Annotated in this window: 21 protein-coding genes; 3 read left to right on the top strand and 18 right to left on the bottom strand. The window is 61.8% G+C overall.

The genetic code is table 11. From position 1 onward, the window contains the following. Window positions 1-47: 47 nt before the first annotated feature. From AR689_RS05620 to dinB, 17 genes are all read right to left on the bottom strand, one after another. Complete coding sequence (locus AR689_RS05620) at window positions 48-806, bottom strand: YggS family pyridoxal phosphate-dependent enzyme (RefSeq protein WP_062067918.1); 759 nt, start codon at window positions 804-806, stop codon at window positions 48-50. Beyond that, complete coding sequence (locus AR689_RS05615; protein ID WP_062067916.1) at window positions 799-1,572, bottom strand: purine nucleoside phosphorylase YfiH/LACC1 family protein; 774 nt, start codon at window positions 1,570-1,572, stop codon at window positions 799-801. Before AR689_RS05615 ends, AR689_RS05620 begins: the two co-directional genes overlap by 8 nt. 25 nt (window positions 1,573-1,597) lie before the next feature. Further along, window positions 1,598-2,818 carry a cell division protein FtsZ gene (gene ftsZ / locus AR689_RS05610; RefSeq protein WP_024820475.1) on the bottom strand — a complete coding sequence of 407 codons (1,221 nt, stop codon included), beginning with the start codon at window positions 2,816-2,818 and terminating at the stop codon, window positions 1,598-1,600. A 216-nt stretch (window positions 2,819-3,034) separates the two neighbouring features. Continuing rightward, on the bottom strand, window positions 3,035-3,946 hold the full coding sequence (locus AR689_RS05605; protein ID WP_062067914.1) for a cell division protein FtsQ/DivIB: 912 nt from the start codon (window positions 3,944-3,946) through the stop codon (window positions 3,035-3,037). Next, a complete protein-coding gene (murC, locus tag AR689_RS05600) occupies window positions 3,939-5,309 on the bottom strand; it encodes a UDP-N-acetylmuramate--L-alanine ligase (RefSeq protein ID WP_062067912.1) in 1,371 nt (456 codons plus the stop codon). Before murC ends, AR689_RS05605 begins: the two co-directional genes overlap by 8 nt. After that, window positions 5,306-6,424, bottom strand: coding sequence for an undecaprenyldiphospho-muramoylpentapeptide beta-N-acetylglucosaminyltransferase (murG, locus tag AR689_RS05595; RefSeq protein WP_062067910.1), 1,119 nt, complete (start codon window positions 6,422-6,424; stop codon window positions 5,306-5,308). The genes murC and murG overlap by 4 nt, the downstream gene beginning before the upstream one ends. A 6-nt stretch (window positions 6,425-6,430) precedes the next feature. Beyond that, window positions 6,431-7,732, bottom strand: coding sequence for a putative lipid II flippase FtsW (gene ftsW / locus AR689_RS05590; protein WP_062067908.1), 1,302 nt, complete (start codon window positions 7,730-7,732; stop codon window positions 6,431-6,433). Between the two features lie 2 nt (window positions 7,733-7,734). Further along, window positions 7,735-9,324 carry a UDP-N-acetylmuramoyl-L-alanine--D-glutamate ligase gene (murD, locus tag AR689_RS05585; RefSeq protein ID WP_082697815.1) on the bottom strand — a complete coding sequence of 530 codons (1,590 nt, stop codon included), beginning with the start codon at window positions 9,322-9,324 and terminating at the stop codon, window positions 7,735-7,737. Continuing rightward, on the bottom strand, window positions 9,306-10,415 hold the full coding sequence (gene mraY / locus AR689_RS05580) for a phospho-N-acetylmuramoyl-pentapeptide-transferase (RefSeq protein ID WP_024820469.1): 1,110 nt from the start codon (window positions 10,413-10,415) through the stop codon (window positions 9,306-9,308). Before mraY ends, murD begins: the two co-directional genes overlap by 19 nt. Next, entirely contained in the window at window positions 10,412-11,902 is a 1,491-nt protein-coding gene (locus AR689_RS05575) for a UDP-N-acetylmuramoyl-tripeptide--D-alanyl-D-alanine ligase (RefSeq protein WP_062067906.1), read from the bottom strand. The genes mraY and AR689_RS05575 overlap by 4 nt, the downstream gene beginning before the upstream one ends. A 6-nt stretch (window positions 11,903-11,908) precedes the next feature. Beyond that, window positions 11,909-13,555 carry a UDP-N-acetylmuramoyl-L-alanyl-D-glutamate--2,6-diaminopimelate ligase gene (locus tag AR689_RS05570; protein ID WP_062067905.1) on the bottom strand — a complete coding sequence of 549 codons (1,647 nt, stop codon included), beginning with the start codon at window positions 13,553-13,555 and terminating at the stop codon, window positions 11,909-11,911. A gap of 102 nt (window positions 13,556-13,657) precedes the next feature. Further along, window positions 13,658-15,454, bottom strand: a complete 1,797-nt coding sequence (locus tag AR689_RS05565) for a peptidoglycan D,D-transpeptidase FtsI family protein (protein ID WP_062067903.1) — start codon at window positions 15,452-15,454, stop codon at window positions 13,658-13,660. 42 nt (window positions 15,455-15,496) lie between these two features. Then, the gene (gene ftsL / locus AR689_RS05560) at window positions 15,497-16,165 is read right to left on the bottom strand and encodes a cell division protein FtsL (protein WP_062067901.1); all 669 of its coding nucleotides are present in this window, start codon (window positions 16,163-16,165) and stop codon (window positions 15,497-15,499) included. Next, on the bottom strand, window positions 16,162-17,160 hold the full coding sequence (rsmH, locus tag AR689_RS05555; RefSeq protein ID WP_062067899.1) for a 16S rRNA (cytosine(1402)-N(4))-methyltransferase RsmH: 999 nt from the start codon (window positions 17,158-17,160) through the stop codon (window positions 16,162-16,164). The genes ftsL and rsmH overlap by 4 nt, the downstream gene beginning before the upstream one ends. A 167-nt stretch (window positions 17,161-17,327) precedes the next feature. After that, window positions 17,328-17,759: a division/cell wall cluster transcriptional repressor MraZ gene (mraZ, locus tag AR689_RS05550; RefSeq protein ID WP_062067897.1), complete on the bottom strand. Its 432-nt coding sequence runs from the start codon at window positions 17,757-17,759 to the stop codon at window positions 17,328-17,330. 481 nt (window positions 17,760-18,240) lie between these two features. Further along, window positions 18,241-18,609, bottom strand: coding sequence for an SCO2097 family morphological protein (locus tag AR689_RS05545; RefSeq protein WP_062067895.1), 369 nt, complete (start codon window positions 18,607-18,609; stop codon window positions 18,241-18,243). Between the two features lie 238 nt (window positions 18,610-18,847). After that, complete coding sequence (gene dinB / locus AR689_RS05540; protein ID WP_082697814.1) at window positions 18,848-20,110, bottom strand: DNA polymerase IV; 1,263 nt, start codon at window positions 20,108-20,110, stop codon at window positions 18,848-18,850. A gap of 72 nt (window positions 20,111-20,182) precedes the next feature. On the opposite strand from dinB, the gene AR689_RS05535 reads away from it, so the two are divergent. Next, window positions 20,183-20,761, top strand: coding sequence for a hypothetical protein (locus AR689_RS05535; RefSeq protein WP_062067881.1), 579 nt, complete (start codon window positions 20,183-20,185; stop codon window positions 20,759-20,761). Beyond that, complete coding sequence (locus AR689_RS05530; protein ID WP_062067878.1) at window positions 20,758-21,852, top strand: polyprenyl synthetase family protein; 1,095 nt, start codon at window positions 20,758-20,760, stop codon at window positions 21,850-21,852. Before AR689_RS05535 ends, AR689_RS05530 begins: the two co-directional genes overlap by 4 nt. A gap of 170 nt (window positions 21,853-22,022) precedes the next feature. Here the strand turns inward: AR689_RS05530 and AR689_RS05525 are convergent, their stop codons facing one another. Continuing rightward, window positions 22,023-22,376, bottom strand: a complete 354-nt coding sequence (locus AR689_RS05525) for an Rv2175c family DNA-binding protein (protein WP_062067875.1) — start codon at window positions 22,374-22,376, stop codon at window positions 22,023-22,025. Between the two features lie 257 nt (window positions 22,377-22,633). Here AR689_RS05525 and AR689_RS22650 point away from each other — a divergent pair. Continuing rightward, on the top strand, window positions 22,634-23,075 hold a 442-nt coding region (locus AR689_RS22650), incomplete at its 3' end, for a LysM peptidoglycan-binding domain-containing protein (protein WP_156424543.1).

The following is a 23,075-nucleotide window of genomic DNA, read 5'->3' as shown; positions in this document are numbered from 1 at the left end:
TGACTTGACATATTGGAACCCCGGCCCGTCATTCCAATACTTTGACGCTACCCCACGGCTGGGCGGGAACCGAGAATATCGGAGCCAATTCTCAGGTGTGTCGCCCCGAACCTCACAGCGGATTCGAGGTCCTGGCTCATCCCGGCGGAAATCCCCACTGCTGCCGGATGAACGGCCCGGAGCGCCTCGGAAATCGCCGCCAGCCTTTCAAACGCAGCGTCCGGGTCCCCCCCCAACGGCGCCACGGCCATGAGTCCGGACAACACGAGGCCGTCCGCCGACTCGATTTTTTCCCCCAGCAGCTCAACGTCTGCGGGGCTGGCGCCACCTCGGTGCGCACCGGCGTCGTGGTCCAAGCTGACCTGGATGAAACAGTCAAGATCGCTACGGCCGGTGGCATCCTTCTCCCGGGCGACGGCCTTGGCCAAAGCTTCAACAAGCTGCGGACGGTCAACGGACTGGACCGAGGCAGCGTACCTGGCCACGGACTTTGCCTTATTGCTCTGAAGCTGGCCGATGAAATGCCAGCGGACGTCAACCTCTGAGAGTTCAGCACTTTTGGCGGCTGCTTCCTGATCACGGTTCTCACCGACATCCCGAACGCCAAGGGCTGCCAGTCGGCGGACGTCAGCCGCGGGATGGAATTTGGTCACCACCATCAATGTCGGCAGATCACTCCGGGCTGCAGCGCGCGTGGCCGACTCGATTCGCTGCCGCACCAACCCCAGCCGCTCAGCCAGCTCAGCGGCGCGGGGGTCGCCAACTGGCTCTTCCCGCTGTTCGTCGCCATCGTCAAAGCTAGTCATGCGTCCACACCAAACCTGCGAATCGACCGGTCAGGGAGTCCCGCCGGTAGGAAAATAGGGAGTCGTTCTCAAGGGTGCAGTCCCCCGAATACTCCACGGGGACATCCAGCGCGGCCAACTGGGCCCGAACACCCGCCGGCAAATCCAGGGCAGGCGTTCCCCACGAGGTGGAAGACCACGTCTCGGGATACTTTGCTGCCACATCAGCACGCAGCTGTTCCGGGACTTCATAGCAGGATCCACAAATAGAGGGCCCGAGCCAAGCGCTGATACCGGCAGCTCCCCGACGCCGCATTTCCGCGACGGTCGCGGGCACCACCGCTGAAGCGACACCGGGACGTCCGGCATGGGCAGCAGCCAGGACGGGGCTGTTAGCGGAGTCGGTGCCAACAAGCAGAACCGGAACACAGTCAGCCACCATGACGGCCAGAGGCTGTACTGATCGCCCGGAGATTGCCGGGCTCGGGAAAGGTGCCACAGGTCCGGAAGCCGTGGACGACGCCGGAACAGCGGAGACCAAGGCATCAGCCGTTGGACCAGGACCGTAGGCTTCAACGAACTCGACGTGGTTTCCATGAACCTGGTCCATGTACTGGAACCGCCGTGACCCCGAGTCGCCGCCCAGGCCGACGGCCTGTTCCAACCGGGCGCGACGAGCCATCACGTCCAAGGGGTCGTCCTGCACGTGGAGAGCCAGGTTCCCGGCGCCTGTATCCGTGAAGGCTACAGATACGCCGGGCCGAACTTCATTTCGCCACCAAAACACCTGGTACTGACTCTCCGAACGTGGCTTACTTCAAGAAGTCAGGAACATCGAGATCATCGGAGCGGCTGCCCGAAAGGTCCGGCTCAACCACTGCGGGGAGATCGACGTCGAAGCCGGAGTCTGCCGGCAGAGCCGAGGGACGCTGCTGGCCCCAGTTGCTCAGGCCTGCAGCACCGATTCCTGCGGTGGCGTGCTGCGGGGCTGCAGCGTTGGACGGCGCACTGCTCGGAGCAGCAGGCCTTTCCGACGGCACCGGGTTTTGGGCCGGACGAGACTGGTCCATGGAAGGCGAAGTTGCCTTGACGTCATCGAAGCCTGCGGCGATAACCGTCACGCGTGCTTCGTCTCCCAAGGCGTCGTCAATAACGGCACCAAAGATGATGTTCGCTTCCGGGTGGGCCACTTCCTGGACAAGGCGGGCAGCCTCGTTGATTTCGAAGAGGCCGAGATCAGAGCCGCCTTGGATGGACAGCAGGACACCGTGGGCACCGTCAATGGAAGCCTCCAGGAGCGGGGAGGCGATAGCGAGTTCCGCAGCCTTGACGGCACGGTCTTCACCACGGGCGGAACCAATACCCATCAGGGCCGATCCTGCGCCCTGCATGACTGACTTGACGTCAGCGAAGTCCAGGTTGATCAGACCGGGGGTGGTAATGAGGTCGGTGATGCCCTGGACACCGGACAAGAGCACCTGGTCCGCAGAGCGGAAAGCATCCAGGACGGACACGTTGCGGTCGCTGATGGACAGGAGGCGATCGTTGGGGATGACGATCAAGGTGTCGACTTCGTCGCGGAGGGCGTCAATGCCGGCCTCGGCAGAGCCTGCACGGCGTCGGCCTTCGAAAGTAAACGGACGGGTGACGACGCCAATGGTCAGCGCACCCAGGGAGCGGGCGATGCGCGCGACCACGGGAGCGCCACCGGTTCCGGTGCCACCGCCCTCGCCTGCGGTGACGAAAACCATGTCAGCACCCCGGAGAACTTCTTCGATCTCGTCGGCGTGATCTTCTGCGGCCTGCTTGCCGACCTCGGGGTTCGCCCCCGCGCCGAGGCCGCGGGTGAGCTCACGCCCGACGTCCAGCTTGACGTCTGCGTCGCTCATGAGCAGCGCCTGCGCGTCCGTATTGATGGCGATGAACTCGACGCCCCGAAGGCCGACCTCGATCATACGGTTGACTGCGTTCACGCCACCGCCGCCGATGCCGACGACCTTGATGACGGCCAAGTAATTCTGCGGTGCTGCCACGTTTCGTGCCCCTTGCTTGTGTCCTATAGCGAAACTGATCGAGTCCAACTTGAATCCTTGGACCTTAACCCTCTAGTTGAAGGTTATAGTTATGTCAAGTAACTCTACTGCGACGGTATTTCCTCTGGTTCCCACATGCAATCTCCGCTTGCGCGTGTCGTGGGATTGCCGCGAAATAAGGCCACCGCCAGCCGCAGGTTACGTTCTCCAAACTGCCTATTTTGTGAAGGGATGCCTTGGCACACTGACGTCGTAGACACTGACCGGGACCTTCGGGTCCGGCGGCATCCTCAGCAACGCTTCAAGTGCCTTCGCCTTCAGCTCCCTGTCTTCGGCATTGCCCCACACTACCGTCTTTCCATCCACCAGTTTCAGCTCAACGGCGTCCGGTGATGCTGCGGAAGCGGTGGACATCCTGGCCAGGATATCCGCGGGCAGGGTGTCCAGAACAGCAGCAATTGCCTTGAACAACTCCGTGTTGGTAGTCCCGACTCCCGCGTCTATCAAGGGCAGTGCCACAGTGGCCAAATCCTGGGTTGCGCCGAGTTGCACTCCGTCCACATCCACCATCACGTAGCTGTCGCCCTGCTTGAGCAGTGCCACCGGAATCCGCTCATCCACGTGCACCAGCAATTCAGACGGCGGCCGCGCTTCCATGGTGGCCGAACGGACCTGGACGAGGGGTTTGAGGAGTTCGTTGATTTCCTGCTCGGTAACTTGCGGCAACGGCTTGCCTTCGAGGCCGGCGAGAGCAGTCCGCACCGCATCCGGGGTGACTAACGATGTGCCGTCCACGGTGATGGTGCGGACTGCCAGGACCGGCGAAAAGACAGCCCCGGCAATCAGTGCCCCTACCACCACAGCCACCACTGAAAGCGTCCAGAGAACGAGTCGTCGCTGTCGGCGGTTTTTTGGCTCGGGAAAGGCAATAACGTTGCCCGCAGCGGACGTCTTGCCCGCCTTCGCGGCACCGGTCACCTTAGTTGTTCCGGTCACCTTGCTGTCCACTTCCGGCTCAACGGAGCGCTGAGCGCTGATAACCTCCCCGGAGTCACCTCCGGGACGGCCGGCCTTGCTTTGGCGCGGGTCCGTAGCGGGTTTGAAGGTGGGCTTGCGGGTGCTAGCCATCCAACGCCGCCACGATGACCGGACCGTAGGCAGTGACATCTCCGGCTCCGACCGTCAGCACGACGTCGCCGTCGCTTGCAATGGCCGCTACGGCGTCCACGGCTTCCTCAGCTGAAACGAGCCGGCCGTTCATCAAATGGTCCGTTATCAGCGAGCTTGTCACCCCGGCGACAGGGTCCTCGCGGGCAGGATAGATATCCAGGACCAAAGCGGTGTCTGCCAGATCCAATGCGGCCGCGAACTCCTGAGCGAACTCACGGGTCCGCGAAAACAGGTGCGGTTGGAAGAGGACGTGCACCTTGTTGCCAGCGGCCACGGAGCGTGCTGCAGACAGCGCTGCGCGGACTTCCGTGGGATGGTGGGCGTAGTCGTCATAGACCCGCACTCCCCTCCCCTGGCCTTTGAGTTCAAAGCGCCGTGACGCACCCGTGAAGTGGCCCAGCGCGGCCGCTGCGGCGCCGGGTTCCACGCCGAGTTCGACGGCGACGGCGAACGCGGCTGCCGCGTTCAAGGCGTTGTGCCGTCCGGGTACCTGTAGTTCAAGCCTGTGGACGTCTCCGCCAACGGCAACTGAAACGTCGCCCGGACCGCCGTCGTGAAGCTGGACGTCCGCGTCGGCTGCGGTTCCGTACGTCAACACCCGTGTTGTCCCAGTCGACGCAGTGCGCTCCGCCAAGGCCCGGGCCCCGGCGTCGTCGGCACAAGCCAGAAGAACGCCGTTGGCAGGCAGGAGCGCGGCGAAGGCATCAAAGGAAGCGAAGACGGCCTCCGGAGTCCCGTAATGATCCAAGTGATCGGCTTCGACGTTGGTGACCACGGCAATCAGCGGACGGTAGTTCAGGAATGATCCGTCCGATTCATCGGCCTCTGCTACGAAGATGTCGGATCCTCCGTGCGCTGCGTTGACGCCAAGTGCCGGAACATTTGCGCCAATGGCGAAGGAAGGATCCAGGCCGGCTTCCTTCAAGAGGACAGCCACCATGGAGGTGGTGGTGGACTTGCCATGTGTACCGGCCACGGTGACGACCCGATGGCCGGTCATGGTGGCGGCCAGGGCTTCCGAGCGGTGCAGTACGGGCAGCTTGGCTTCGCGCGCCGCCACCAGCTCCGGGTTGTCTGCACGGATGGCTGAACCGGCAACGACGGTCTGTGCATCGCCCAGGTTTCCGGCGTCGTAGCCCACTGCAATGCGCGCACCTGCAGCGGCGAGGTCGCGCATCACCGGAAGGTCCTTGACATCGGATCCGCTGACCGGGACGCCCCGCGACACCATGATGCGCGCCACCGCGGACATTCCCACTCCGCCGATTCCGATGAAGTGGACGCGTCCGAGGGAATCAATCGGGGCGATGCTGTTGGTCATGCGGATACCGCTTCCAAGACAAGATCAGCCATTTGCTGATCGGCGTTTCTGATACCAAGGGCTTCGGATTTCCGGGCCATGTCGTTAAGTCTGCCGCGGTCACTCAGCAGCGGAATCAATTGTGTCCGGAGCCATTCCGGGCTGAGGTCTTGGTCACTGACCATCAGCGCGCCACCCGCGGCAACCAAGGGAGCTGCGTTCAGCGCCTGCTCCCCATTGCCAATCGGCAAGGGCACGAATACGGCCGGAAGACCCACAGCCGCTACCTCGCTGACAGTTCCGGCTCCGGCACGGGCGAGGATGACGTCGGCAGCGGCGTAGACGTTCTCCATGCCGTCCACATACTCAACCTGCCGGTAGCCGTCAGCGGCGAGCAGGCCGCCGTCGTCGTCTTCCACCGCTTTGCCCTTGCCTGTGATGTGAAGGGTCTCAATGCCGGCAGCCGCCAGTGCCGGGAGCGCGGCAGTGATGGCCCGGTTGATGCTCAACGCCCCTGAGGAACCGCCTGTGACGATCAACGCCGGGCGGTTGGCATCCAGCCCCAAGGAGGCCTTCGCCGCAGGCGCAGCTACGGTCCTGTTCAAGTGCGAGATGGCCCGGCGCATGGGCATGCCTACGTGGCATGCACCCCGCAAGCGGGTCCCGGCAAAGGCCACGGCAACATGGTTGGTGAACCGCGCGCCCACTCGGTTGGCCAGGCCCGCCTTCATGTTGGCTTCGTGGATGACGATGGGAATCCGAAGTTTCCGTGCGGCAAGGTACATGGGCGTGCAGACGTAGCCGCCCACACCCACCAAAACATCGGCACGGGACTCTTCCAGGATTCGCCGGGCCTGCCGCACGGCCCCGCTCAACCGGGCGGGCAACTTGACGAGGTCCGCCGACGGGCGCCGCGGAAAGGGAACACGGTCGATGGTGGCGAGCTCGTATCCGGCCGCGGGAACGAGCCGGGTTTCCATACCCGACGGCGTCCCCACAGCCAGAATGGCGGCGTCCGGCCGTCGGTCCTTGATGGCATCGGCTATAGCCAAAAGTGGGCTGACGTGACCGGCAGTTCCACCGCCGGCAAGGACGACGGACAAAGGCTTGGGCACGTTGGTGGAGTCAGGAGTCATGAAGTGCTAGGTACGCTTTCGTGCGGTCTTGGACATGAGGCGCGGGAAGAATCCTGAACGCTGCTGCGCCGGCAATTGGCCTCGGGCCAAAGACAAGACTACGCCCACACCGCAAAGCGACATGATCAGCGCGGATCCTCCATAGGAGATGAAAGGAAGAGGCACGCCCACCACGGGAAGGAGCTGGGTCACTACGGCCATGTTCATGCTTGCCTGGCCGAGCAGCCACACCATGATGCCACCAGCGAGGGTGCGCTGGAACGGGTCGGTCTGCCTCACCACGACGCGGAAAATGGCGATGCCAAGGATCGCGAACAGGACCAGCACCACGATGGTTCCCACCAAGCCGAGTTCCTCGCCAATAATGGCAAAGATAAAGTCGTTGTGCGCCTCCGGCAGCCAGTTGTATTTCTGGCGGCTTTGGCCCAGGCCCAGTCCGGTCCAGCTGCCTTGCGCCAGGCCGTACATGCCATTGGTGGATTGGAAATCGAAGTCAAACTGTTCCGTGCACTGCGTGGAGGCCGTCCCCAACCAGGAGGTAATGCGGCAGATCCGGTTTTGGCTGCTGATGGTCCCCAGGACGGCGCCGAGAGCACCCACCGCTCCGGCAATAGCCAGCATGCGGCCGGGAACGCCTGCGAAATACAGCCCGGCAGCGGTGATCGCCGCGATGACGATGACTGTTCCAAGGTCGTTGCCCAACATCACCAAGGCAATGACGAGCCCTGCACCGGGAACTACTGGAATGATGACGTGCATCCAACGGTGCAGCAGTTTCTGCTTCCGCGCCAGAACGGCAGCGATCCACACGCAGAGGATCAGCTTGGCCATCTCCGAGGGCTGGAGGGTGATGCCTCCAATATCGATCCAGTTCTTGTTGCCGTTGACCGAGTTGCCCATGACCTGGACCAGGGCCAGTAGAACAATCACAGCGCCGAGCGCCCACCAGGACAGCTTCTTCATCCAGTTAACGTTGGTCCGCGAAATGACATACATGGCGATGAGTCCAACAACACCGAACAGTGCCTGTTTGAGGGCATCAGCGTACGGCGATTTGCCCTCGGAGATAGCTTCAACACTTGAAGCGGACAACACCATCATGATCCCGATGGCCGTCAAGGCCAGGGCACAGCCGAGGATCAGGTAGTACGTGGAGCTGTTAGGTGCTTTGCTCTTGCCTTCAAGGCTCTCCCAAAAGCCGCGCAAGTGTCCGCGGAGCCTCTTGGGGCGGCTGCTGTCAACAGATGCGGCCTTGGGCTTCCCGTCCCGGGGTTCCTTGCCGCGGGTGCGGGTGGGCGTGCTGACCATTGTTACTCCTCGGTGGTCGGTGCCTGCCCTTCCACAAGCTCGCGAACTGCCAGGACGAAAGCGTCGCCACGGTGAGCGTAGGAAGAGAACTGATCCATGGATGCAGCCGCAGGTGCCATCAGCACGGTATCGCCGGGCGTTGCCACTCCGGCCGCCGATGCCACTGCCCGGGCCATGATGGTCTCACCATAGATGGGCGAAGCGCCGTCTCCGGCTGCGGTCTGCACTCTTTCAGTGTCGCCCTTGGACGGCGTGATCACGGGGACATCGGGTGCGTGTCGCTGGAGGGCACCCTCCAATGCCTCTGTATCTGTACCAATGAGCACCACCGCTTTGAGCCTGGCCGCATGCTCTTTGACGAGGTCGTCATAGTTGACACCTTTGGACAGCCCCCCGGCAATCCACACAACCCGCTGAAATGCAGAGAGGGCAGCGGAGGCCGCGTGCGGGTTGGTTGCCTTCGAGTCGTTGATCCACAAAACGTCATTGTTGTTGGCCACGAGCTGGATGCGGTGGGCACCCGGCAGGTAGTTGGCCAGGCCCTGTTTCACGGCTGCCGCGTCAACTCCGTAGGCACGGACCAAGGCCGCTGCCGCGAGGGCGTTGGCCACCATATGGCGGGGGGCCACAGGACCGAGATCTGACATGGCGGCGAGTTCCGCCGCGGAGTCTTTACGCTCGGCAATGAACGCCCGGTCAACGAGCAGGCCATCCACCACGCCTACCATGCTGATGGCGGGCGTGTTGGTGGTGAAGCCGATGGCCCGGCACCCCTCAACGACGTCAGCGTTCTCCACCATTCGCTCAGTCTCGATCTGTTCGGCGTTGTAGATCGCCGCCTTTTGGGTGTTCTCATAGACCTTGGCTTTGTCCGCAAGGTAGGAGGCGTAGGAGCCATGCCAATCAACATGGTCCTCGGCGACGTTCAGGCAGACGCTTGCCACCGGAGACAAGGAGTGACTCCAATGCAGCTGGAAGCTGGAGAGCTCCACAGCGAAGGCATCGTAGTCCACCGGGTCCCGGAGAGCATCGAGAATAGGGGTTCCGACGTTTCCTACGGCGATCGCTTTGAGCCCGGCTGCCTGCAGCATGGATTCAGCCATACCCACTGTGGTGGTCTTGCCGTTGGTCCCGGTAATCGTCAGCCAGTCCGCGGTCTTGCGGCCGGAGCGCTCCCTGAGCCGCCACGCGAGCTCAACATCGCCCCAGACGGGGATGTGCTTCCGCTTCGCAGCGGCAAGCAGTGCTTGGTCGGGGCGCCAACCGGGCGACGTCACCACGAGGTCCGGCAAACTGTCCTCAATCAACGGAAGGGCCGTCACGGCTTCCTCCCCCAGCAGCACGTCCACGGCACCAACAATCTTGAGGGTGTCCGCCTGGGCTTCGGCCTTGGCGCTGGTGGCGGCGTCAACCACCACCACCTTCGCACCTAGTTCGATGAGGGTGTCTGCGGCCGCGAAGCCGGACACACCGATGCCGGTCACCACAACGCGCAAACCGGCCCAGTCAGCATCCCAGCTGGTGAGTGTCTTAAGCCTGTCAGCGTTCGACGGCGTCATCTCCGGGCTTTCGTTCACAGCAGCACCACCCATTCAGCATAGAAAATCCCTAGGCCCGCGGCCACGAAGAGCCCGGCGAGAATCCAGAACCGGACCACCACTGTGACTTCCGCCCACCCCTTCAATTCAAAGTGGTGTTGCAGCGGGGCCATCTTGAAGACGCGTTTTCCGCCACTGAGCTTGAAGAAGCCCACTTGAATGATGACGGACAGGGTAATGAGCACAAAGAGGCCACCAATGAACGCCAGCAGGAGTTCGGTGCGTGACAGGATGGCGAACGCCGCAACGGCACCACCAATGGCCAACGAACCGGTGTCCCCCATGAAGATCTTGGCAGGTGAGGTATTCCACCAAAGGAATCCCACCAACGCCGCACTGAGTATCGCGGCCAGCATGGCAAGGTCCATGGGGTCGCGGACCTGATAGCACCCGCTGCCGGCTTCCCGGGGTGACCCGCAGGCTTGGTTGCTCTGCCAGATCCCCATGATGGTGTACGCGCCGAAGACCATGATGGACGCTCCGGCCGCCAACCCGTCAAGGCCGTCGGTCAGGTTCACGCCGTTGGTGGCAGCGGTGATGATCAAATTTGACCACAGCACAAACAAGATGGCACCCACTACTGTGCCGCCAAAAGCGAGGTCCAGCCACGGGATGTCGCGGACCAGGGAGATTTGGGTTGATGCGGGGCGCAGGCCGTCCTCGTTGGGGAACTGAAGGACCAGCACCGCAAAAATGATGCCCACTGCTGCCTGCAGGATCAGTTTGGCCCGTGCATTGAGGCCAAGGCTGCGTTTGTTGGAGATTTTGATGAAGTCATCAAGGAAACCAACAAAACCCATACCCACCATGAGGAACAGCAGCAACAGCCCGGATGCGGACGGGCCTGCCGAGGCCGGATTCATCATCCACATGATCAGGTGTGTCACGAAGTAGCTGATCAGCACGGCAGCCACCACCACGGTTCCGCCCATGGTGGGCGTGCCGCGCTTGGTGTGGTGCGACGTCGGTCCGTCGTCCCGGATGAATTGCCCGTAGCTCTTGGCCACAAGGAACTTGATAAACAGTGGTGTCCCGATCAGGGCCACCAGAAGGGCGACGCCGGCGCCGATCAAAAGTGCAATCACAGCAGCTCGTTCCCTTCGCCTGCGGCAGCTTCATCCGCGTTTTCTCCGGTGGGCTCGGCCCGTGGAGGTAATGCTATCCGATCACCCAAATGCCGCAGGCCCACACCGTTGGAGGACTTGAAGAGCACCAGGTCTCCGGGTTCCAGCTCACGTTGAAGAAGCTCGTACGCTTCTTCCACTGTCTCGGTGAAGGAACACTCGTCACCCCAGGATCCTTCCTGGATGGCTGAGACGTAGAGCGCGCGGGCCGCACGTCCCACCACCACCAACCTGGAAATGTTCAGGCGAACCACCTGAGTGCCCACTGCGGTGTGCTCCCGGATGGAGTCCTCGCCCAGCTCAAGCATGGCTCCCAGAACGGCCCAGGTCCTTCTGCCTTGTCCCAGGTCGGCCAGGGTACGCAAGGCAGCCCGCATGGATTCGGGGTTGGCGTTGTAGGCGTCGTTGATGATGGTGACGCCGTCTTCGCGTTCAGTGCGCTCCATCCGCCAGCGGCTGGCTGCGGACTGGGAACTGAGCGAGGACGCAATATCAGCGGCCGGGATGCCTGCGGCGAACGCGGCGGCTGCTGCTGCCAGAAGATTGGTAACGTGGTGTCCACCGATCAGTCGGCTGCGCACCTGAACGGACGGGCCGCCGTCGGGCAGTACAAGATCGAAGTCCGGGAAACCTGGCCCATTGACCACAACGTTGCGTGCTTCCACTTCTTCAGTGGTGGCCGGCGAGGCCGTGAAGCCCAGCACCTTGGCCTTGGTCCGGGTGCGCATGGCAGCAACCCGGCCATCATCGAGGTTGATCACGGCCGTACCGTGCTCGCTCAAGGCTTCCACCAGTTCGCCTTTGGTCTTGGCGATATTCTCCACGCCACCGAATTCACCGGCGTGGGCAGTGCCAACAACGAGGACCACGCCGATATCCGGCTTGACCATCTCGGCCAAGTACTTGATGTGGCCCAGACCCGTTGCCCCCATCTCGATCACCAGGAAGCGGGTGCCGGCGTCCGCGGCAAACACCGTCAGCGGGACGCCCACCTCGCCGTTGTAAGAGCCCTGGGGTGCCACCGTGGCACCGGCCGTGGACAGCACACCGGCAAGCAGGTCCTTGGTGGTGGTTTTCCCCGCGGACCCGGTAATGCCGATGACGGTGAAGTCCTCGCCACGGCTCTTGCGTTCAGCACGGATGCGGCTCACGGACTCCGCCGCCAGCGCCCCCATGGCCAGCACAGCGTCCTCAACCACGACGGCGGGATAGGGCCGGCCGTCGGCGTCGGTCATTTCGCGTTCGGCGAGAACCATCACGGCACCGCGTTCGAAAGCGGCATCGACGAAGTCATGCCCATCGGCGTGCTCGCCCGGTTTGGCCACATACAACGATCCGGGCCTCGTTTCCCGGGAATCAGTGACGACGGAAGTGGGCACGATGTCCGGATCTCCGGTCAATCGGCCATGGGTGATGTCGGCGATCTCCGCCGCAGTAAGTGCAATCATCTCGGTTTAGGACTCTATCCGCTGGTCCGTTGAAACGCTGAATCCCTTGGATGTCAAGGCAGCCCGCAACTCCACTCTGTCGTCCAGGGCAAGATTCACGCCCTTGACCTCCTGCCACACCTCATGGCCACGCCCGGCGATGAGGATGGTGTCTTCGGCAGTGGCCATGTCGACGGCCAGCCTGATGGCTGCATCCCGGGGGTAGGACTCGATAATTTCGCTGTCCAGGTTCTCGGAATCCCGGGCAGCGTAGGCCCCCTGGAGCACCTCGGCGCGGATTGCTGCTGCGTCCTCATCGTGGGGATCGTCGTCGCTGACGATCACGACGTCGGCGAGGCGGGCAGCGATTGCACCCATGGTGGGCCGCTTGCCTTGGTCGCGCTGACCCGTTGCCCCGAAAACCACGATGACCCGGGATCCTTCCTTGGGAGAGCGAACGGCCTCCAGGGCCCGGGACAAAGCGTCGGGATTGTGAGCGAAATCAACAACCGAAGCTGGCTCTGCCGAAACGAGCTGCATGCGTCCGGGTACTGCCACAGTAAAGGGGTCGTGCGTATCCAAGGCCGCCTGAAGCGTCGCTTCGTCCACCCCCGAAGCCAAGACCATAACAGTGGCCAAGGCTGCGTTGGCCACGTTGAAATCGCCAGGCAGGCCGGTGTGGACGCGCAGGGTCCGTCCGTCGGTGTGCCTAAGCTCGAATTCCGAGCCCAGCCCGCGCGCCGTGGTGGAGGCAACCTTCCAGTCGGCGTCCGGGCCGCCTGCATCGACGAGCTTGGTCGCGAGGGTGGTCACAGGGATGTCGGCTGCACCGGCCAGCTTGCGGCCCCACTCATCGTCCACAGTGACCACGGCGTGCTTGGCTCTTCCCCCGGTAAAGAGTTCCGCCTTGGTCCGGAAATACTCGTCCATGCTGCCGTGCAGGTCCAAGTGGTCCTGGGTCAGATTGGTGAATCCGGCGACGTCGAACATCACTCCGTCCACGCGGTGGAAAGAGATGGCGTGGGACGAGACTTCCATGGATGCGGCATCCAGTCCCCGTTCGCGCATCAGAGCCAGCAGCGCATGGACATCCGTGGATTCGGGCGTGGTGAGGAGACTGGGGATCGGCTTCCCGCCCGCAAGGATCTCGATGGTCCCGATCAGGCCAGGCTTCTTACCCAAAGCTGCGAGCAAGGAGTTGATGAAGTAGGTGGTGGTGGTCTTGCCGTTAGTGCCGGTAACGCCGTACAGCGTCGGGAACCCGCCATCGGCAGGCTGGCTGCGATAGATCAGAGCAGCCAAGCGTCCGACGGCGGTTCGCGGCTGGGCGACGATGAGGACCGGCACCGGCTGCTCCCCTGCCAGCGCCAGTTGGCGAGCCCCGGCGTCGTCCGTGACGACAGCAACCGCTCCTGCTTCGATTGCTTGCGGAACGAAGTCCGCACCATGACGGGAGGCGCCGGGCAAGGCCATATAAAGGTCACCGGTTTCGACGGCCCTCGAATTGAGGGTAATGCCGGTTACTCCCCTGTCCTGGCTGGCCTCAGGAACGGCAACACCGAGTGTTTCCGCGATGGTGGCCAACGGCACTGCAGCCACGGATGCGGGACGAAAGCCGGTCTGGCCGGCGTCCGGCGTCGTGGCGTTGGTAGCTGCCTCATTGTGCTCTGACACGTGGTTCTCCGATGGTGCTCGTGGAACGACCGGCTGGGGGCCAGCGGCGCCCGGGCCGTTAGTGGTGGATCGATAATGGGCCGAAACAGACGCCCAAGAAGCTTACTTGACGAACTGCGGCAACCGCGCGGGCGTTCCGGTGGACGGTGCCACGTTGTAGGTCCGCAGGACCTGTGACATCACCGATCGGAACACGGGCCCATTGGTGACGCCATAGATGTTTCCCTTGGGGCGCTGGAGGACCACCTCCACGATGAACCTCGGGTCATCCATGGGTGCCATGCCCACCATGGAAGCCGTGAAACCGTCGAACCCGGGCAGCCCATCCTCGCGGGGCGCCTGGGACGTTCCCGTCTTGGCTCCCACACGGTAGCCGTCAATGGCCGCATCCTTAATCTGCCCCTCGGTCACGGCGCTTTCCAGGATGTCCCGGACTTGCTGGGCGGTTTCCTTGGAAACCACCTGGCGCGAGTCCTTGGCGGGAACTTTTTGTTCCTCGCCCTCCGGAGTGATGTAGCTGTCTATGAGCCTGGGCTGCAGCATCACGCCATCATTGGCGATGCTCTGGAACGCACGCACGGTCTGGAGCGTGGATTGGGAGACACCCTGCCCAAAAAGCACCGTGTACTGCTGGCGGTCGTCCCACTGCTCGGGTTTGGCCAGTATGCCGGTGGCCTCGGCGGGGAGGCCGATGTCCGTCTGCTCTCCGATGCCGAATTTCTTCAGCCAGTCGTACCGTTGTTCCTTGGTCAGCCTGCTGCCCGCCATCACCGTTCCGGTGTTCATGGACCACCCAAGAATTCCAGCAAGGGTTCGTTCTTCGGTGCCGTGCTCGAACGCGTCGGTGAAGGTCTGCCCATCAATGGTGTAGGCCGCGGGAGTAGTGAAGTGATCCAGGGGAAATGACTTCCCCTCTTCGATTACTGCGGCGGCTGTAATCATCTTCTGCACCGAACCGGGTTCGTAGGCTGCCGTCACGGACCTGACGCCGCGATCCTTGGCATCAACCTTCCCGGGGTCGTTAGGGTCCGGCGAATTGGTATCAGCCAAGGCAATGAGATTGCCTGTCTTGGTGTCGATCACAACTATGGAACCCCACTCGGCGTTCATCTTGTTGACCTGGCTCTGGATGGCCTGCTGGGCAAAGTACTGAATATCCGTGTTCAGTGTCAGCTTGACGTCGCTACCATCAACGGCCGGAGTGAGTTCATCTGTGGCCACTGGAATCCTCAGGCCGTCAGCACCGATCTCGAAGACACGCTTGCCTTCAACACCACGAAGAACCTCGTCCTGGGTTTGTTCGATGCCGGCTTGACCGTTGGTTCCGTCCTTGAGGAAACCCACCACGCCACCGGCAACGCTGCCGTTGGGATATACGCGCTTGCTGACACCTTCGGCGCTGAGGCCAGGGATATAGAGTTTGGAAATCCGGTCTTCAAGCTCCGGCTTAACGTCCTTTGCCACCACAAAGTATTTCTTCTCTCCGGTCAACGATTCGCGGATGGTGCTTTCATCCGCGCCCAGAAGGCCGGCAAGGTCTGCAATCCCCTGATCACGGGTGATCTCGTCCAGCTTCTCAGTCTTGTCATTGAATCGGTGGAAAGTTTCCGTGCTGGTGTTCACGGTCTGGTCCACCACGATGTTGTAGCGGATCACACTGCTGGCCAGCACTGTGCCATTGGCATCCACAATCTGACCCCGCTCAGCAGGAAGTATTTGCGGCGTCAGGCGGCTTGCCAGCGCAGCTTCAGCCATCCCGCCCATATCCAGGCCCTGGACCATGAAGAGTTTGCCGCCCACCACAAGAAGCAGGGTCAGCATGATGCCAAGGCCAACGCGCAACCGCTTTCTTGCCGCCGGCGTCTTCGTTTTTGTCGATGTGCCGGGGTTCTTTGCCACGTTGATTCCTTGCTGCTGGCCCTGCTTCGGTGGTTTGACGATCTACTGCCCTGGAGCCTTTTGCTGCGGTGCCGGTACCGAGCCCCCGTGGAGTTCAACGGGTGGAGCGGCCGCGGGGGACGCCGGAGTTGCCGCCGGGGTGGACGGCGTTGCGGCCGGGGCCACCGGAGTTGACTCAGGCTTGCGGCTTTCCAGCGGGTCCTTGGTAGTCACCGACGGAACCACATCAATCAACCCCTCAACGGCCGGCGGAGCGAGCAGGGCACCGGGGTTGTCTCCCTTAACCGCCGGTGACGCCTTGCCGGTTACTGACATAGTGTTCAGATCAATCTGACCCTTGACTGTGGAAGCAACCATTCCCAATTCTGCAGCCTTGGCAGCCAGGTTCTGCGGAGCTTCGTAGTTCTGCTTTTTCTGTGTCAGGTCTTGGTTTTCCTTGTTGAGCGTTGCAGCTTCGGCTTTCAGTTGCACCAACTGGTACTGCGCTGTGGACACGGAGATGTTCAGTACAAGGACCGTCAGGAGTGCGGCCGCCATCGCCACAAAGCAAAGGACAACGAACGGGGTCCGTCGCTTGCCAGGGGCACTGCGTACCAACGACAGAGGTGTACGGGCCTTGCGACCGGGCTCGGCCCTTTCCGCAGGCGCGGACAGGCTACGGGCGGTGTTGCCCACCGTGGAGGGCGAGGTCTTCGCTGCGGCGTTGCTCATGCGTCTCTCCTCGGTTTGATACGCTCCACTGCCCTCAGTCGGGCAGACGCCGCGCGGGGGTTTTCAGCGATTTCTGCTGCAGTAGGCACTTCCGTGCCCTTGGTGATGGTCTTCAACTCGGGTTTGTGTTCTTCAAGTTCCACGGGGAAGCCAAGTGGCGCTGACGATTTGGATCCTGATTGGAAAACTGACTTCACGATCTTGTCCTCCAGTGAGTGGTAGGACATGACCACGATCCGACCACCCATGGCCGTCGCGGCCACTGCTGCCGGAACTGCGCGTTCCAGGACATCCAGTTCCTCGTTGACCTCAATTCGCAAAGCCTGAAAGGTGCGTTTGGCGGGGTGTCCGCCGCTCTTGGCTGCGGCGGCAGGGACAACGCTGCGGATCTGCTCCACGAGCTCCCCCGTGGTTGCAAAGGGTTTCTCCGCGCGGGCAGTGACGATCCGGTTGGCGATCCGTCCGGCGAACTTCTCTTCACCCCACTTACGGATGATGCGCACCAGCTCGTCTTCGGTGTAGCTATTGACCACATCAGCTGCCGTTTGGCCCCGGCTGGTGTCCATGCGCATATCCAAAGGGGCGTCATAAGAGTAAGCGAAGCCCCGCTCACGCTCATCGAGCTGCAGGGACGAAACTCCGAGGTCCATGAGAATGCCATGGACCTCGGATATGCCAAGGTCCAGCAGGACGTCCTCAATCTCGTCGTACACCGCGTGAACAAGGTCGGTACGGTCGGAGAAGGGTTCCAGTCTGGCACCGGCCAAGGCCAACGCTTCTTCGTCGCGATCGATGCCCACCAGGTGAAGATCCGGGAAACGCTGCAACATTGCCTCGGAGTGTCCGCCCATGCCCAACGTGGCATCGATGGCGACTGGGGTCTCGCCGCGTTTCCTGGCAGCTTCAAAGCCGGGCGCGAGCAGATTGATGCAGCGGTCTTTCAGGACGGGCACGTGGCGCTCCGATGTGGGCTTTGCCGCGTCCTGCTCTTCCACGCTGCCTCCTCTTTCCTCAATCGCTTAACTGCTGATTCTTGAATCGGATCCCCATCCGCGCCTATCGGCCGCCGCCTGGCTCAGGGGAAGTTGAGCCAGGAAGACAGTTCGATGGGCGGCTGGAGATCCCATTCAAGAAGCCGGACAGCGGCTTCCTCCCACCGGGGTCAGATGAACCCGGGGAGATTGTCGTCATCCGTTTCCGAGTAGGCTGCTTCCTTCTCGTTGAGGTACTCATTCCAAGCTTCGGCGTCCCAGATCTCGGCCCGGGTACCGGCTCCAATGACTGCCAATTCCCGCCCAAGCCCTGCGTAAGTCCGGAGCGCCGGCGGAATCGTCACGCGCCCCTGCTTGTCAGGTACTTCATCAGAGGCTCCAGACAGGAAAACCCGAATGTAATCACGCGCCTGCTTGGAAGACAGTGGTGCCTCCCGCATCGACTCGTGGATGCGCTCAAATTCCTTCTGACTGAAAACGTAGATGCAGCGTTCCTGGCCCCTGGTGAGAACCAATCCATCAGCAAGCTCCTCGCGGAACTTGGCGGGAAGGATGATCCGGCCCTTTTCATCGAGACGCGGCGAGTGAGTACCCAGAAACACTGGCCCCACCGCCCCTCAATCAAGGTGCCCGCACATTCCCAACACTGCCACTACCCTCTTATGTGCTCCACTTTACTCCACAACGCCCCACAGTCAACGCACGGGAAGGCGTTTCTCCACCACTTTGAGAATTATCCGGCCCGAGATCACGGGGTTTTTGCGTGGTGGAGAAAAGTGGAGGAGCGGATCCACCAAGGCAGACACGCGGGCGTCAGCGTCCCTGATTCTCTGCTGCGGCACTGGAAATGTCCGGCCTGACCCAGAGCAGATGAGGAACAGCGGAGAAAGGGGTGCAAAGTGGAGGACCCGGGGCAGAGCCAAGCGATGGGTACATGGAGAGATGCAACCCTGGTGGTGAATAGTCGCCCTTAAACGCGAAAAGACCCGCAGCGCGGGTCTTTCGTTATGTCCCGTTGAATCTCAGGGGCATGGTTGACTCAGGAGGGACCGGGGCTGCCGGCCACTGATTCGAAGCGGTACGTCAGTGGTCGTCCCGACGCCGTTCGTCCCAGCGCTCTTCCAGGCTGCTCATGAACGAACTCTTTGGCTTGCTCTTGCCAGGTTTCCCCTTGGCGGCTTTGCCGAAGGACGCGCCACGCAACGTAGCGAAATAGACGCCAGCACCCATAACGACGAAACCGAGGACACCCACAGGTATCGCCTGCAGTGATACTCCGACAAGCAGGAGAAGGATGCCGGCAATGGCTCCAAGCACACCTATGATCACATGCCGGGTAGACCAGCTGCGGATGGGATCCGAACCCATGGTGTTGGCGAACTTCGGATCGTCCTCATGAAGTTGCTTTTCAAGTTGCTCAAGCAGCTTCTGTTCATGCTCCGAGAGGGGCATCGCGACCTCCTTTAGTCAGCCAGCGTCTGGACAAACGCTTCCTGTGCGTCTGTTTCCACAACGATCGGACCAAGAAAATCGTTCCCCAAAAATCCCCTCTTGGTTCAGCGGGCATCTCGGGGCCGACTGTTCAGGAAACAGTTTGTCCAGACGATCTAAATCTCTGTAATAAATAGGATAGTTTGTCCGACGCCGTTCTGAAAGACGCCGGGGGTCCTGCCGGGTAACCGTGCGCGGCTCAGGTGTCCGTTGCGGGCTTCCCGGGCTCCAAAAGCCGCGCTGGAAGAAGTGTTTTGGACCCAAAACGTTCGGAGACACGGTCCAGTGCCTGTTCGGCCGCCCGCCAGTTGTCGTCCCGACGGTCCAGACTCAATTGCAGGGACGTCTGACCGGCCGGCTCCAGTTGTTCGGCACGAACCCCCACCAACCGGACGCTCATGGATCGGTTGCCCAAGGATTCAAGGAGCTGAACGGCCACCTGGTAGATCAATTGGGCGCTGTCCACGGGAGTCTGCACCGTGCGGCTGCGTGTCACTGTTGAGAAGTCCGAGTACCGCAGCTTCAATGCCACAGTCCTGGCCACCATGCCTGAACTCCTGAGCCGGATGGCGGTCCGGTGCGAGAGGCGAAGCAGTTCCCTGTGCAGTAATGCTTCGTCCCCTGTATCCACGGAGAACGTCTCCTCCGCCCCGATGCTTTTCTCAAGCCTGGCTGGAGTTACGGGCCGCGGGTCAATACCCATGGATAGGCGGTGAACATGCTCACCACTTGCTCCCAGAACCTTTTTGAGCGATGCCAGCGGGGTTGCTGCGACATCGGCGACCGTGCGGATACCCAGCCGGGACAACACTTCGGCCGTTTTTCCGCCGACACCCCACAAGGCGCCGACTGGAAGGCTGTGGAGGTAGGGAACGGAGTCCTCGGCATCGATCTGGAGGATGCCATCGGGTTTGCACCTCGTTGATGCGATCTTGGCCACAAACTTGGTGCTTGCGATCCCCACGGATGCAGTGATGCCAAGTTCCGACTGAACCCTGCGGCGGATGAGGTGGCCAATGTCCATCGGTGACCCCAGACGGCGAATTGCGCCGCTCACATCCAGGAAGGCCTCGTCCACACTCAATGGCTCAACGAGATCGGTAATGGAAGCAAAAATCTCCATGAGCCGGGCAGAAACCTCGTAATACTCTTTGTGTCTGGGGTTGATGATCACTGCCGAGGGACACCGCCTCATGGCAATGGACATCGGCATGGCCGACTTCACCCCTGTGGCCCGTGCCTCATAGGACGCGGAGAGCACCACAGACCGTTCCGCCGGGAATCCGACAATGACCGGCTTGCCTCGAAGTTCGGGGCGGCTGCGCAGTTCCACGGAGACGAAGAAGGCGTCCATATCCACGTGAAGTATGCTGGTTCGCCGCATTTCCCGCAGGGCATCTCCGGCACTGCGGGGCGGCTTGCTGCCGGCGCTTTGAGCGCCACCGAATGCTTCCTGCCTCACATCGGCAATACTATGCCCGGCCACTGACTAAACTGGAGGCAAAGTCCGGCTCAGCCCCAGGAAGGATACCCTGTGAAGCTCTTTGGAACTCCTCAATCGCGAGGGTTTGCCCTGCTCGCAGTCAGTGTCGCTTTGGCGGCGTCCGCGTGCACACCATCGCCCGGCGGTTCAGCAGCACCGTCCACATCAGGTACCGCTGCGGCGTCCGCCCAGGCGGCTCCCACCCCGTCGTCCTCCGCTTCGGGTTCCACAGCCTCACCGGAAACCACCACGTTCACCGAAACACCGGCACCGGCACCCGATACCACGGCCACGGTAAACGCACTGGTCCCTGGATTCCCGGCGCAGCTCATTCCGGTCATGCCCAACACGTCCATTCGTTCAAGCAGCGTGGACAAAAGCGCAGCAGTAGCCACCGTGGCTCTTGTCGGAACGGTCAAAGCCCCACCGGAGGGGGTTATGGACTACTACAAGGCCTCCATGGAGTCACAGGGCTTCAAACTCGTCCCGGGTCCATCCGCTGTTGGAAATGTCACTTCCTTGGACTTCATCCGTGGTGACGGCGAAACGGTGAATGTTTCGGTCAGGCAAAAGGAAGGCGTCTCAACGTTCACTATCGGCGCCAACGTGGCGGCCGGGTCCGTCAAGTGACGGCAGCTGCACTCGTCAGTTCAGAGCAGGCACAGTTCATTGACGGCGTCACCGGCAAATTGAACGGGTTCCTCTCCGCGCAACAGGAACTCATGGCTACTGTTTCTCCGGACGTCGAACCGCTCATTGGATCGATTTCGCATCTTGTCACGGGCGGCAAACGCCTTCGGGCACTGATGTGCTACTGGGGCTGGAGAGGCGCCGGCGGCCCTGCCGACAACCTGGACATCATTACCGCGGGGTGCGCCCTCGAGCTCTTCCAGGCAGCCGCCCTGATCCACGATGACATTATTGACCGTTCGGACACCCGCCGCGGCGGCCCGAGCGTGCACAAGCGGTTCAGCCAGCTCCATGAAGTGAATGGCTGGGCCTTGGACAGCGGTCGCTTTGGGGATGCGGCAGCCATCCTGACCGGCGATCTCTGCCTTTCCTTCAGCGAAGAGTCCTTTACGGAAATCGGCCCCCGGGCAGCAGCGGGAAGCCCTGCGCGTCGCATCTTCAATGTGATGCGGGCAGAAGTGATGGCAGGTCAGTACCTCGACATCCTGGAAGAAGTGGCCGGCCCGGTACGTGACCGGGCCGGATCTGTAGCCCGGGCGCAATCAATCATTCGTTACAAATCCGCCAAATATTCCACCGAGCACCCACTGGCGCTGGGTGGGGCACTGGCTGGTGCACCCGCTGCGCTGATGAAAGGTTACTCGGAGTTCTCCTTGCCGCTGGGCGAGGCATTCCAGATGCGGGATGACGTCCTGGGTGTTTTTGGGGATCCGGAAACCACCGGAAAGCCTGCGGGAGATGATCTCAGGGAAGGCAAGCGGACGGTATTGGTTGGCTTCGCCATTAACCAAGCACCCCGGGCAGAGGCGGATTACCTGGATCGCATGCTGGGCAACCCCCTCCTGGCGGAGGATGAGGTAGCTGAAATACGGCGCATCATCATTGAGTGCGGCGCCTTGGAGGCCACGGAATCTTTGATCGGCGAGCTAAGCAACAGAGCGTTCGACGCTCTTGAACGCCTTCCCCTTGAGGAACTGCCTTTGATGGCATTGCGTCACTTGGCCGAAGCCGCAGTCAGCCGGGCAGCCTGACCCCCGGGGCCTTGGGCAAAGACAATTCTTAACCCTTAGCTCTTGTGGAGCGTTCCAAGAGCTTGTTCCAGCCATCGCAACACCTGCGACGACGACGGCGGTGAATCACCGCCGTCGTCCGCGTTGAGGCAGTCTCACGCTGGGGAGGCGCTGCTATTCAGCCAGCGACGTTACCAAGCCAGAGACTGGGCGCGACGCCTGATCTCCGTCTTTCGCCCCTCGCGCAGGGCATCAATGGGACGCCCCCGCAATGACTCGTCCGGGGTGAAAAGCCAGATAATCAATTCTTCGTCGTTGTAGCCGGCGTCGCCGAGAACCGCAACGGTTCCCTTCAGGCTGTCCACAACATGCCCGTCCTGGACAAAGAGGGCCGGGATTGAACGGATGTTCCGCTCTCCCCGTCGGATGGCGACAAGCGCACGCTCATCCAGAAGTCCGTGGACTTTGGTGATGGAAACTTCCAAAAGTTCGGCGACATCCGGCAGCGGCAGCCAGTCGGAAACAAGGCTTTCTACATTACTCACGGAACAAGGTTGCCACGCCGCCCCGCCCCACGCCTAGCCGAAGCCCGGGGCTGGTTCCTCCGGGCTGCACTGCAAGGGTCCTTTTGTCCGCATCAATTGTGTCTATTTGTTGGGTTTGACAGGAATTGTTGTGCTGATCGACTAAGTGTGAGAGATTCACACTGATCACATTTGCATCATTGATAACATCAGCCACATTGGTAACACTGACAACAGCGCTAACAATCCCCCCGCTGTTTGAGATGAGGACACATTCCATGACGACGCCCCGTTCGCCGAAACGAACCATGAGCATGCCGGTTATCGCGGCAACCACGGCTGCGCTTCCCGCCGTGGTTTTGTCCTCGCTGGCCCTGGCCCAACCATCCATGGCAACACCGGCTCCGCAGCCGCGAAAGATCCCCGCCACGCTCGCTGCGGCCATGAAGGCACAAGCAGTCAACGTTGGCTCCGTCATTCCTGCCAATGCGGTGGCAGCCACCCTTCCCTCCGCCCTGCGCCCCATGGCTCCGTCCGTACCGGACACCTACACGATTGTCCGCGGGGATACCATCAGCGCCATCGCGCGCCGGTTCAACCTGGACACAACGGCAGTTCTTCAGCTGAACAAGCTTTCTGCCACCACGCTGATTTACCCGGGTCAGACCATCAAGCTCACCGGCACAGCCCCGGCAGCGCAGGGACAGCCGGCCCCGGCAG

The organism is Arthrobacter sp. EpRS71 (assembly GCF_001512285.1).
Taxonomy (GTDB): Bacteria; Actinomycetota; Actinomycetes; order Actinomycetales; family Micrococcaceae; genus Arthrobacter.
Note: the sequence above shows the minus strand (reverse complement) of the source record. Positions and strands in the feature narration are given on the sequence as shown.

Coding starts and splice junctions, on each gene's coding strand:
- AR689_RS05620 (WP_062067918.1), bottom strand. CDS start 806: ATGACTAGCTTTGACGATGGCGACGAACAGCGGGAAGAGCCAGTTGGC.
- AR689_RS05605 (WP_062067914.1), bottom strand. CDS start 3,946: ATGGCTAGCACCCGCAAGCCCACCTTCAAACCCGCTACGGACCCGCGC.
- murC (WP_062067912.1), bottom strand. CDS start 5,309: ATGACCAACAGCATCGCCCCGATTGATTCCCTCGGACGCGTCCACTTC.
- murG (WP_062067910.1), bottom strand. CDS start 6,424: ATGACTCCTGACTCCACCAACGTGCCCAAGCCTTTGTCCGTCGTCCTT.
- ftsW (WP_062067908.1), bottom strand. CDS start 7,732: ATGGTCAGCACGCCCACCCGCACCCGCGGCAAGGAACCCCGGGACGGG.
- murD (WP_082697815.1), bottom strand. CDS start 9,324: ATGGGTGGTGCTGCTGTGAACGAAAGCCCGGAGATGACGCCGTCGAAC.
- AR689_RS05575 (WP_062067906.1), bottom strand. CDS start 11,902: ATGATTGCACTTACTGCGGCGGAGATCGCCGACATCACCCATGGCCGA.
- ftsL (WP_062067901.1), bottom strand. CDS start 16,165: ATGAGCAACGCCGCAGCGAAGACCTCGCCCTCCACGGTGGGCAACACC.
- AR689_RS05545 (WP_062067895.1), bottom strand. CDS start 18,609: ATGCCCCTCTCGGAGCATGAACAGAAGCTGCTTGAGCAACTTGAAAAG.